11 protein-coding genes and 2 pseudogenes are annotated in these 12,365 nt (G+C 28.6%); all 13 read left to right on the top strand.

Translation table 11 applies throughout. The features are described 5' to 3' along the window. Positions 1-246: 246 nt before the first annotated feature. Positions 247-1,152: pseudogene (gene cas1, locus HMPREF3241_RS09265) on the top strand (type II CRISPR-associated endonuclease Cas1). Then, positions 1,152-1,457 (top strand): CRISPR-associated endonuclease Cas2, encoded by a 306-nt coding sequence (gene cas2 / locus HMPREF3241_RS09260; protein WP_002469399.1) that lies wholly within the window; start codon positions 1,152-1,154, stop codon positions 1,455-1,457. Before cas1 ends, cas2 begins: the two are co-directional and overlap by 1 nt. 12 nt (positions 1,458-1,469) lie before the next feature. Next, positions 1,470-3,743 carry a type III-A CRISPR-associated protein Cas10/Csm1 gene (cas10, locus tag HMPREF3241_RS09255; RefSeq protein WP_002486045.1) on the top strand — a complete coding sequence of 758 codons (2,274 nt, stop codon included), beginning with the start codon at positions 1,470-1,472 and terminating at the stop codon, positions 3,741-3,743. A gap of 2 nt (positions 3,744-3,745) precedes the next feature. Beyond that, positions 3,746-4,171 carry a type III-A CRISPR-associated protein Csm2 gene (gene csm2 / locus HMPREF3241_RS09250; RefSeq protein ID WP_002486044.1) on the top strand — a complete coding sequence of 142 codons (426 nt, stop codon included), beginning with the start codon at positions 3,746-3,748 and terminating at the stop codon, positions 4,169-4,171. Position 4,172: 1 nt separating this feature from the next. Then, positions 4,173-4,817, top strand: a complete 645-nt coding sequence (csm3, locus tag HMPREF3241_RS09245) for a type III-A CRISPR-associated RAMP protein Csm3 (protein WP_002486018.1) — start codon at positions 4,173-4,175, stop codon at positions 4,815-4,817. A gap of 10 nt (positions 4,818-4,827) precedes the next feature. Continuing rightward, positions 4,828-5,736, top strand: a complete 909-nt coding sequence (gene csm4, locus HMPREF3241_RS09240; RefSeq protein WP_002486041.1) for a type III-A CRISPR-associated RAMP protein Csm4 — start codon at positions 4,828-4,830, stop codon at positions 5,734-5,736. 2 nt (positions 5,737-5,738) lie between these two features. Next, a complete protein-coding gene (gene csm5 / locus HMPREF3241_RS09235; protein WP_002486031.1) occupies positions 5,739-6,761 on the top strand; it encodes a type III-A CRISPR-associated RAMP protein Csm5 in 1,023 nt (340 codons plus the stop codon). Continuing rightward, the gene (csm6, locus tag HMPREF3241_RS09230) at positions 6,761-8,029 is read left to right on the top strand and encodes a type III-A CRISPR-associated CARF protein Csm6 (RefSeq protein WP_002486034.1); all 1,269 of its coding nucleotides are present in this window, start codon (positions 6,761-6,763) and stop codon (positions 8,027-8,029) included. Before csm5 ends, csm6 begins: the two co-directional genes overlap by 1 nt. Further along, positions 8,026-8,760: a CRISPR-associated endoribonuclease Cas6 gene (cas6, locus tag HMPREF3241_RS09225; protein ID WP_002486027.1), complete on the top strand. Its 735-nt coding sequence runs from the start codon at positions 8,026-8,028 to the stop codon at positions 8,758-8,760. The genes csm6 and cas6 overlap by 4 nt, the downstream gene beginning before the upstream one ends. Before the next feature lie 997 nt (positions 8,761-9,757). Then, positions 9,758-10,615, top strand: a complete 858-nt coding sequence (locus HMPREF3241_RS09220; protein WP_002486039.1) for a GIY-YIG nuclease family protein — start codon at positions 9,758-9,760, stop codon at positions 10,613-10,615. Between the two features lie 432 nt (positions 10,616-11,047). Beyond that, positions 11,048-11,827 (top strand): tandem-type lipoprotein, encoded by a 780-nt coding sequence (locus HMPREF3241_RS09215; protein WP_010959364.1) that lies wholly within the window; start codon positions 11,048-11,050, stop codon positions 11,825-11,827. A 2-nt stretch (positions 11,828-11,829) separates the two neighbouring features. Further along, the gene (locus HMPREF3241_RS09210) at positions 11,830-12,015 is read left to right on the top strand and encodes a hypothetical protein (RefSeq protein WP_002486029.1); all 186 of its coding nucleotides are present in this window, start codon (positions 11,830-11,832) and stop codon (positions 12,013-12,015) included. A gap of 225 nt (positions 12,016-12,240) precedes the next feature. Next, positions 12,241-12,365 (top strand): annotated as a pseudogene (locus tag HMPREF3241_RS13220) (Csa1 family protein); the annotation flags it as partial.

Genomic DNA, 12,365 nt, shown 5'->3' with positions numbered 1-12,365 from the left:
TACCCACCCCGAAGAAAAGGGGACGAGAACCAATAAATCCATTTTCTAATACATAATAATTTTTTGATCGATACCCACCCCGAAGAAAAGGGGACGAGAACTAGTACGGTCGTGAACATTTTTTCTTGATTCTCTGATCGATAGCCACCCCGAAGAAAAGGGGGCAGAGTGTAAATCTAACAACACTCTAAAAAATTGTAGATTTTGAATAAAATACGCATTGATTAATTTCTAGGGGATGGAAAAATGAAAGATGTTATTTATGTAGAAAATCATTACTTTGTTACTGCGAAGGAAAATAGCATTAAATTTAGAAATGTCATAGATAAAAGTGAAAAATTTTATTTGTTTGAAGAAATTGAAGCTATTATTTTTGATCATTATAAAAGCTATTTTTCACATAAATTGGTAATTAAATGTATAGAGAATGATATTGCGATTATATTTTGTGACAAAAAGCATTCTCCAGTTACACAGCTCATTTCTTCATATGGCATGGTTAATCGTCTTAAAAGAATTCAAAGTCAATTTCAGTTATCGGGAAGAACAAAAGATAGAATTTGGAAAAAGATTGTTATAAATAAAATTTTTAACCAAACACGATGTCTTGAAAATAATTTACATAATGAAAATGTTAAGCTGATGTTAGGTTTTGCAAAAGAAGTGAGTTCAGGAGACAAAAGTAATAAAGAAGCACATGCTACTCGTATTTATTTTAAAGATTTATTTGGCAAATAATTTAAACGTGGACGCTATAATGATGTTATCAATTCAGGATTGAATTATGGTTATTCAATTCTCAGATCTTTTATCAACAAAGAGTTAGCTATTCATGGATTTGAAATGAGCCTAGGTATTAAACATCAGTCAAAAGAAAATCCATTTAATTTAGCAGATGATATCATTGAAGTTTTTCGTCCTTTTGTAGATAATATAGTGTACGAGATAGTTTTTAAGAAAAATATTGATACATTTGATATAAACGAAAAGAAATTATTATTAAATGTTTTGTATGAAAGGTGCATTATAGATAAAAAAGTAGTGCGATTACTTGATAGTGTGAAGATAGTTATTCAATCGCTAATTAGATGTTATGAAGAAAATACACCTACTTATTTATTACTACCTAAGATGATAGAGGTGGGAAACTAATGTATTTGTTAGTTAGTTTTGATTTACCTCGAGATACTAAACTAGAACGTCGAATTGCTAGTAAATATCGTCTTAGATTAATAGAACTTGGATTTAGTATGAAGCAATTTAGTTTATACGAGAGATATGTCAGTAATGTTCAAAAGAAAGATAAAATCTTAGAAATATTAAAGCAGGAAATACCTGATACTGGAAGTATTACCTTATACATATTGCCTGATGAAGTGAATAGTAATCAGATTACTATATTAGGAAAAGAAGTAAAGCTTGCTGTCAACAAAGAACCAAAACTAATCTTTATATAAATGGAGGTTAAAATGAATAAAAAAAATATATTAATGTATGGCTCTTTATTACATGATATAGGGAAAATTATATATCGAAGTGGTGATCATACATTTTCAAGAGGTACGCATTCAAAATTAGGTCATCAATTTTTGTCCCAATTTTCAGAATTTAAAGACAACGAAGTGCTTGATAACGTTGCTTATCATCATTACAAAGAACTCGCAAAAGCTAATTTAGATAATGATAATACAGCTTATATTACCTATATTGCGGATAATATTGCGAGTGGTATTGATAGAAGAGATATTATAGAAGAAGGCGATGAAGAATACGAAAAACAACTATTTAATTTTGATAAATATACACCGCTATATAGTGTGTTTAATATTGTGAATTCTGAAAAATTGAAACAAACAAACGGGAAGTTTAAATTTTCTAATGAAAGTAATATTGAATATCCTAAAACTGAAAACATTCAATATTCAAGTGGAAATTATACAACATTAATGAAAGATATGAGTCATGATTTAGAGCACAAATTAAGTATTAAAGAAGGTACATTTCCTTCATTATTACAATGGACGGAAAGTCTATGGCAATATGTACCTAGTTCGACAAATAAAAACCAATTAATTGATATTTCTCTTTATGATCATAGTCGTATTACATGTGCCATCGCCAGTTGTATATTTGATTATTTAAATGAAAATAACATACATAATTACAAAGATGAATTGTTCTCAAAGTATGAAAATACCAAATCATTTTATCAAAAAGAAGCTTTTTTACTACTTAGTATGGATATGAGTGGTATTCAAGATTTTATTTACAATATAAGCGGTTCTAAAGCATTAAAGAGTCTAAGATCTCGTAGTTTTTATTTAGAACTCATGCTTGAAGTAATCGTTGATCAATTATTAGAAAGATTAGAATTAGCACGAGCAAATCTTTTGTATACAGGTGGTGGCCATGCTTATTTATTAGTGTCTAATACTGATAAAGTGAAGAAAAAAATAACTCAATTTAATAATGAATTAAAAAAATGGTTTATGTCAGAATTTACTACAGATCTTTCATTATCAATGGCTTTTGAAAAATGTAGTGGCGATGATTTAATGAATACAAGTGGTAATTATAGAACTATTTGGCGTAATGTTAGCAGCAAACTTTCTGATATTAAAGCGCATAAATATTCCGCGGAAGATATATTAAAATTAAATCATTTTCATTCGTATGGAGATCGGGAATGTAAAGAATGTTTAAGAAGTGACATAGATATTAATGATGATGGACTATGTAGTATATGTGAAGGAATTATTAATATATCAAATGATTTAAGAGATAAATCATTCTTTGTACTGTCAGAAACTGGAAAATTAAAAATGCCATTCAATAAATTTATATCGGTTATTGATTATGAAGAGGCAGAAATGTTAGTACAAAATAATAATCAAGTTCGTATTTACAGTAAAAATAAACCATATATAGGCATAGGAATATCAACAAATTTATGGATGTGTGATTACGACTATGCTAGTCAAAATCAAGATATGAGAGAAAAAGGTATTGGAAGTTATGTAGATAGAGAAGAAGGGGTTAAGCGTTTAGGCGTGGTACGTGCCGATATAGATAATCTCGGTGCTACATTTATATCTGGAATTCCAGAAAAATATAATTCAATTTCAAGAACAGCTACATTGTCTCGTCAATTATCATTATTTTTTAAATACGAATTAAATCATTTATTAGAAAATTATCAAATTACTGCTATATATTCAGGCGGTGACGATTTATTTTTAATCGGTGCATGGGATGACATTATAGAAGCAAGCATTTATATAAATGACAAATTTAAAGAGTTTACTCTTGATAAACTAACATTGTCTGCCGGGGTTGGAATGTTTAGTGGTAAGTACCCAGTTTCTAAAATGGCTTTTGAGACAGGACGACTTGAAGAAGCGGCTAAGACTGGTGAAAAAAATCAGATATCTCTTTGGTTACAAGAAAAAGTATATAACTGGGATGAGTTTAAAAAGAATATCTTAGAAGAAAAACTTCTCGTTTTACAACAGGGGTTTTCTCAAACAGATGAACACGGGAAAGCCTTCATTTATAAAATGCTCGCTTTACTGAGAAATAATGAAGCTATTAATATTGCTCGTTTAGCTTACTTATTAGCAAGAAGCAAGATGAATGAGGATTTTACGTCTAAAATTTTTAATTGGGCTCAAAACGACAAAGATAAAAATCAATTAATTACAGCGTTAGAGTATTATATTTATCAAATAAGGGAGGCTGATTGAGTATGATATTAGCTAAAACTAAAAGTGGTAAAACGATAGATTTGACTTTTGCACATGAGGTCGTAAAAAGTAATGTAAAAAATGTTAAAGATAGAAAAGGCAAAGAAAAACAAGTTTTATTTAACGGGCTTACAACAAGCAAGTTAAGAAATTTAATGGAGCAGGTAAATAGACTTTATACTATTGCATTTAATTCGAATGAGGATCAATTGAATGAAGAATTCATTGATGAATTAGAATATTTAAAAATTAAATTTTATTATGAAGCAGGACGAGAAAAAAGCGTTGATGAATTTTTAAAAAAAACATTGATGTTTCCAATTATTGATAGAGTGATAAAAAAAGAATCAAAAAAATTTTTCTTAGATTATTGTAAATACTTTGAAGCTTTAGTTGCATACGCTAAATATTATCAAAAGGAGGATTAATATGTATTCAAAAATTAAAATTTCAGGAACAATTGAAGTAGTTACTGGTTTACACATCGGCGGAGGCGGTGAATCTAGTATGATTGGAGCAATTGATTCTCCTGTAGTTAGAGATTTGCAAACCAAATTACCTATCATACCTGGCAGTTCAATCAAAGGAAAAATGAGAAATTTATTAGCAAAACATTTTGGCTTGAAAATGAAACAAGAGAGTCATAACCAAGATGATGAACGTGTATTAAGATTATTTGGCTCAAGTGAAAAAGGAAATATCCAAAGAGCTCGTCTACAAATTTCTGATGCATTCTTTTCTGAAAAGACAAAAGAGCATTTTGCGCAAAATGATATTGCCTATACAGAAACGAAATTTGAGAATACAATTAATCGTTTAACTGCAGTTGCAAACCCAAGACAAATTGAAAGAGTAACAAGAGGATCTGAGTTTGACTTTGTATTTATTTACAATGTCGATGAAGAGTCGCAAGTTGAGGATGATTTTGAGAATATTGAAAAAGCGATTCACTTATTAGAGAATGACTATCTTGGTGGCGGCGGAACTAGAGGTAACGGACGTATTCAATTTAAAGATACAAATATCGAGACAGTTGTTGGAGAATACGATAGTACAAATCTTAAAATTAAGTAGGTGAATGACATTGGCAACAAAAGTATTTAAACTTTCTTTTAAGACTCCTGTTCATTTTGGAAAAAAACGGTTGTCAGATGGTGAAATGACAATCACTGCTGATACTTTGTTTAGTGCTTTATTTATTGAAACACTTCAATTGGGTAAAGATACCGATTGGTTATTAAATGATTTAATCATTAGTGATACATTTCCTTATGAGAATGAGCTTTATTATCTTCCTAAACCTTTGATAAAAATTGACTCTAAAGAAGAAGATAACCATAAAGCATTTAAAAAGTTAAAATATGTTCCGGTTCATCACTATAATCAATATTTAAATGGAGAGTTAAGCGCTGAAGATGCGACAGATTTAAATGATATTTTTAATATTGGGTATTTTTCTCTACAAACAAAGGTTTCATTAATAGCACAAGAAACTGATTCAAGTGCTGATAGTGAACCTTATTCAGTGGGAACATTTACTTTTGAACCTGAAGCGGGTTTATATTTTATTGCAAAAGGATCAGAAGAAACGCTTGACCATTTAAATAATATTATGACTGCATTACAGTATTCAGGTTTAGGTGGTAAACGTAATGCAGGATACGGACAATTTGAATATGAAATAATAAATAATCAACAACTATCTAAGTTACTGAATCAAAATGGAAAACATTCTATTCTTTTATCAACGGCAATGGCTAAAAAAGAAGAGATAGAGAGTGCTTTAAAAGAGGCGAGATACATTTTAACTAAACGTTCTGGTTTCGTACAATCAACGAATTATTCTGAAATGCTAGTTAAAAAAAGTGATTTCTATAGCTTTTCTTCGGGTTCAGTTTTTAAAAATATCTTTAATGGTGATATTTTTAATGTTGGCCATAATGGTAAACACCCAGTCTATCGCTATGCAAAACCTTTATGGTTGGAGGTATAAGTATGACAATAAAAAATTATGAAGTCGTTATTAAAACTTTAGGTCCAATTCATATTGGTAGTGGTCAAGTTATGAAGAAGCAAGATTACATTTATGACTTTTATAATTCTAAAGTTTATATGATTAATGGAAATAAACTAGTTAAATTTTTAAAAAGAAAAAATTTACTTTATACATATCAAAACTTTTTGAGATACCCACCAAAAAATCCAAGAGAAAATGGACTTAAAGACTATTTAGACGCTCAAAATGTTAAGCAAAGTGAATGGGAAGCATTTGTGAGTTATTCTGAAAAGGTCAATCAAGGTAAGAAATATGGTAACACACGTCCTAAACCGCTAAATGATTTACACTTAATGGTAAGAGACGGTCAAAATAAAGTGTATCTTCCAGGTAGTTCAATCAAAGGTGCTATCAAAACAACTCTCGTGTCAAAATATAATAATGAAAAAAACAAAGACATTTATAGCAAAATTAAAGTCAGCGATTCAAAACCTATTGATGAAAGTAATTTAGCGATTTATCAAAAAATAGACATTAATAAAAGTGAAAAATCAATGCCTTTATATAGAGAGTGCATAGATGTAAATACCGAAATAAAATTTAAGTTAACAATTGAAGATGAAATTTATTCTATTAATGAAATTGAACAAAGTATCCAAGATTTTTACAAAAACTATTATGATAAATGGTTAGTCGGATTCAAAGAAACAAAAGGTGGAAGACGATTTGCATTAGAGGGCGGTATACCAGATGTCCTAAATCAGAATATTTTGTTCTTAGGTGCTGGGACAGGATTTGTTAGTAAAACAACACACTATCAATTAAAAAATCGAAAACAAGCTAAACAAGATTCTTTTGAGATTTTAACTAAAAAATTCCGAGGAACTTATGGGAAAATGAAGGAAATACCTTCTAACGTACCAGTTGCTTTAAAAGGAACAACTAATCAAAGTCGTCATACTTCATATCAGCAAGGAATGTGTAAAGTGAGTTTTCAAGAGTTAAATAATGAGGTGCTATAATGAAAATATTATTTAGTCCAATAGGTAATTCAGATCCATGGAGAAATGATAGAGATGGTGCGATGCTTCATATCGTGCGTCATTATAATTTAGATAAGGTTGTATTATATTTTACTAGAACTATTTGGGAAGGAAATGAAAATAGAAAAGGCCATAAAATTTACGAATGGGAAAAAATTATCCAAACTGTTTCTCCAAATACTGAAGTAGAAATCATTATTGAAAATGTAGACAATGCTCAAGATTATGATGTCTTCAAGGAGAAATTTCATAAGTATTTAAAAATAATTGAAGATAGCTATGAAGATTGTGAAATAATTTTGAATGTCACTAGTGGTACACCCCAAATGGAATCAACATTATGTTTAGAATATATCGTCTATCCTGAAAATAAGAAGTGTGTACAAGTGAGCACGCCAACTAAGGATAGTAATGCAGGTATCGAATATTCAAATCCTAAAGATAAAGTAGAAGAATTTGAAATAGTCAATGAAGTAGAAAAGAAATCTGAAAAACGTTGTAAAGAAATAAACATTTTAAGCTTTAGAGAAGCAATGATTAGATCTCAAATTCTCGGTTTAATAGATAATTATGATTATGAAGGTGCTCTTAATTTAGTAAGTAATCAAAAATCTTTTCGCAATGGGAAATTATTAAGAAAAAAACTACTATCATTAACAAAACAAATTAAAACACATGAAGTTTTTCCAGAAATTAATGAGAAGTACAGAGATGATGCTTTAAAAAAATCACTATTTCATTATTTACTGTTAAATATGAGATATAATCGTCTTGATGTAGCTGAAACGTTAATTAGAGTAAAATCTATTGCTGAGTTTATACTTAAAACATACATTGAGATTCATTGGCCTACTTTAATAATTGAAAAAGATGGTAAACCTTATCTAAATGATGAAGATAATTTATCTTTTGTTTATAAATATAATCTGTTATTAGAAAAAAGAAAACAAAATTTTGATGTTTCAAGAATTTTGGGACTTCCTGCATTCATTGATATACTCACAATTTTAGAACCTAATTCTCAACTATTAAAAGAAGTCAATGCAGTAAACGATATAAATGGTTTAAGAAATTCCATAGCCCATAATTTAGATACATTAAATTTGGATAAAAATAAAAATTATAAGAAAATAATGTTATCTGTTGAAGCGATAAAGAATATGTTACACATCTCATTTCCTGAGATAGAGGAAGAAGACTATAATTATTTTGAAGAAAAAAATAAGGAATTTAAAGAGCTATTATGATAAATAAAATTACAGTAGAGTTAGACTTGCCAGAAAGTATTCGGTTTCAATATTTAGGAAGTGTTTTACATGGTGTGTTAATGGATTATCTATCTGATGATATTGCTGACCAATTACATCATGAATTTGCTTATAGCCCATTGAAACAAAGAATATATCATAAAAATAAAAAAATCATTTGGGAAATTGTATGTATGTCAGATAATTTATTTAAAGAGGTTGTTAAACTATTTAGTTCTAAAAATAGTTTGCTTTTGAAATATTATCAAACAAATATTGACATTCAATCATTTCAAATTGAGAAGATAAATGTTCAGAACATGATGAACCAACTGTTACAAGTAGAAGATCTAAGTCGTTATGTACGTCTTAATATACAAACACCTATGTCTTTTAAATATCAGAACAGTTACATGATTTTTCCTGATGTTAAACGTTTTTTTAGAAGTATTATGATACAATTTGACGCGTTTTTTGAAGAATATAGAATGTACGACAAAGAAACATTAAATTTTCTAGAAAAGAATGTTAATATTGTTGACTACAAATTGAAAAGTACACGTTTTAACTTGGAAAAAGTTAAAATTCCTTCATTTACAGGAGAAATAGTATTTAAAATTAAAGGACCCTTACCTTTTCTACAGTTAACTCATTTTTTATTAAAGTTTGGCGAATTTTCAGGTTCAGGTATAAAAACAAGCTTAGGTATGGGAAAATATAGTATAATTTAATTAAGACATAGTTAAAATTTAGTTGTCAAAAAATGTGACATTTAGCGTCTATAGTAAAGGTGATTTGTCACTATTTTTGACAGCAAATTTTGTCTTCGAACTATTGGTGTGATTGGCTTTAAAGAACTATGATTCGATAACCACCCCGCCGAAAAGGGGACGAGAACTTGATTGAGCATTTTACGCTTTTGGGTGCTTTTATTTATTCGATAACCACCCCGCATAAAAGGGGACGAGAACACAAATTCAAATTCCTCAGGTGCTTCAAATTCAAATGGATTCGATAACCACCCCGCCGAAAAAGGGACGAGAACCCCGTTTAACCAGTACTCGTATACCTTATCTAGATATTCGATAACCCCCCGCATAAAAGGGGACGAGAACTCGCTGTCAGTTGGTAAGCTATTCATAGCTTCTTCATTATTTGATAACCCCCCGTAGAAAAGGGGACGAGTATTTTTAGCGTAGTAGCAAATATTAAAAAATATATTTGATTTGATAAACTATCATACGTATCTCAATATTATCAGGTATTCCTAGTTCTCAAGACATGAGTTTAGGAAGATGGGTATCTCTACCATTTTGTAATTTTTTATTAAATATATTTCTGGAAAGATTATTTTCATAGTGTTAAGTAGAGATTTGTAATCAAGATTTTTATAACAGTTGTACCATTTTTATAATTGATATTGTTTAGAATATTAAAGTTACTTTATTTGAAGTATCTGGAAGATGTGTAGGTAAATTGTTTAAATAATAACTTTAGATATTTCATTGGTTAATATCGAAACATTTTACTAATGATTAAGTTACTTTCCGAAAGATGAGGTAGTATATGAAGACTATAAAAATTTCACATGGGGGCTGTGTCGGCTGTTAGTCTATTTTACGTGAAAGATATCCTCAACTTTAGATAAGGTGTAAAGAAACGGGGATTAAATATATTATCAAAAATTGGCTAATTAATGATATTTAAAAATGAGGGGATAGAAAAATTATGATTGAACTTAACAAATTTATAAAAGTACCGGATTTAAATAAAACTAAAATAAAATTTAATATGAATGCAGGAAATGCTGAAATAAAAGCTTGGGATTTACTTTTTAAAGAAGATGAAACTGAATGGGAACAAATTAATGCATGGAAAACGAAACATCCAAATAACAATTTGAATCATGCAGATTACTTACTAGCTTTTGCTCAATATTATCCATATGGTCCAGAATATTTTATTTTTGGGGGATTATATAAAATCAAAAAGATTGAACCTGAAGTTTTTGATGAGGTAGGTTATGAATTAACTTTAATGGATGATTATAAGGAATACAGAAAAAGACTTATCGTTAAATTAAAAAAACCTATAGGTAGAGATTTATATAATAGATTATATAAAAATATTCAAGATACTTTAGAACCTGAAGTTTATGAAATTGCGCCTAATACTAAATTAGGACATTTTCCTGGTTATCAGAATGTAACGTTATCCCACCCACAAATGCAACAAATTATATCAAGAAATGAACCTAGTTGGAAACAAGCTTTAATGAATGTAAAAGGTGTTTATGTTATAACCGACTTAAGTAATGGCAAATTATACATAGGATCAGCATCAGGTAATACAGATGGAATATGGCAACGATGGTCGGACTATGCCAATATAGAAAATCTAACAGGTGGTAATAAATTATTAAATGAAATTAAATTAGATAAAGGAAAAGATTACATCATAAATAATTTTCAATATTCAATTTTAGAGATTTTTGATACAAAGACTAAAGCAAACACTATAATCAATAGAGAAAATTATTGGAAGAATGTATTTTGCACTAGAAAACATGGTATGAACTTTAACTAAGAAAAATACCAATTATTACATTGAAATATGGTGATGAAAATCATAAAGGTGAGTGTAAATCACTAGTAATTTTAATGTTATTAAAGAATTTATTATGAGAAGCATAATCAAATCCTTATTTATGATAGGTATACAAGAAAAAGGTTTTACTAAGTAATAAAATGACATTATTGAATATCTTTTTAGCAATATTACTGATAGGGTGAAGCGTATAATAAGTAAATATAATTGAGGAACCACGTAGTTATACAAAAAGATGACTATGTGGTTTTTATACTATATAAACGTAACAATAATATACAAAAAACAAATTAAAATGAATGGCTGTTTATTGTTTGATAATATAAAAGAGAGATTTGAATTATAACTTAATATTTATATGAAGAAAACATGATTTTAGAAAAGAATTCAAAAACAGAGAGATGTGAAAATGTGAAACATTCGAAAAAGTTACTTTTATGCATCAGTTTTTTATTAATAACGGTTTTTATTAGTGGATGTGGAAGTATGACAAAAGAAGATAATAAAGAAGAAAAAATTAAAAAGGGTTTTGAGAAAACATTAGGTATGTATCCTATCAAAAATCTTGAGGACCTATACGATAAAGAAGGTTATCGAGATGAAGAATTTGATGAGGGTGATAAAGGAACCTGGATATTGTATTCTGAAATGGTTATACAACGTAAAGGTGATGATCTTGTAACGAGAGGTATGATTTTGAAAGTAAATCGAAATACAAGGACATCAAAAGGAAATTATATAATAAATAAAATATCTACGGATAGTAAAGGGGTTAGTCGAAATACTCAAAAAAAATTCCCTGTAAAAATGGAAAATAATAAAATAATCCCTATTAAAAAAATTGAAGATAGTAAGATAAAGAGAGAAATAGATGAATTTAAATTCTTCGCTCAATATGCAAATTTTAACTCTTTAAAAGATTATAAAAATGGAGATATAGCAACCAATCCGAAAGTTCCTAGCTATTCAGCAGAGTATGATTTAGAAAATAGTGACTACAATGTAAAACAATTAAGAAAGAGATATGATATTCCTACCCAACAAGCACCTAAATTATTGTTGAAAGGTACAGGTGACTTAAAAGGTTCTTCTATTGGGTCTAAAGATATTGAATTTACTTTTATAGAAAAACCTAAAAAGAACATATATTTTTCTGACAGTTTAGACTATAAACCAAGTGAGGGTCATTAAATATGAGCTCAGCTGAATATAAAATAAAATCGAAAAGTATGACTAATTATTCAGAAGAAACTAGTTCAATTTCGAATATTAGTTATGAAATAGAAAATGCCAATAATAATGTTTTACCTAGAAATAGAATTATGGCCCAAACTGAGAAGTTGAAAGACGATAATAAATTTCCTTCTAACCTTGAATAGGTTGATAGTTACATAGATCCAAATACAAGAACCACATAGTTGTACAAAAAGATGACTATGTGGTTCTTATACTATATAAACATAACAAGAATATACAAAAACAAATTAAAATGAATGGGTGTTTATTGTTTGATAATATGAAATAGAGATTTGCATTATAACTCAATATTTATATGTATATACCATAATTAAAAAAAGAATTCAAAAACAGAGAGATGTGAAAATGTGAAACATTCGAAAAAGTTACTTTTATGCATCAGTTTTTTATTAATAACGATTTTTATTAGTGGATGTGGATTTATAAATAAAGACGATAGCAAAGAAACGGAAATCAAAAAAAGTTTTAATAA

The organism is Staphylococcus sp. HMSC34G04 (assembly GCF_001838765.1).
Taxonomy (GTDB): domain Bacteria; phylum Bacillota; class Bacilli; order Staphylococcales; family Staphylococcaceae; genus Staphylococcus; species Staphylococcus epidermidis.
The sequence above is the reverse complement of the archived record's forward strand: the minus strand, read 5'-3'. Positions and strand labels throughout refer to the sequence as shown.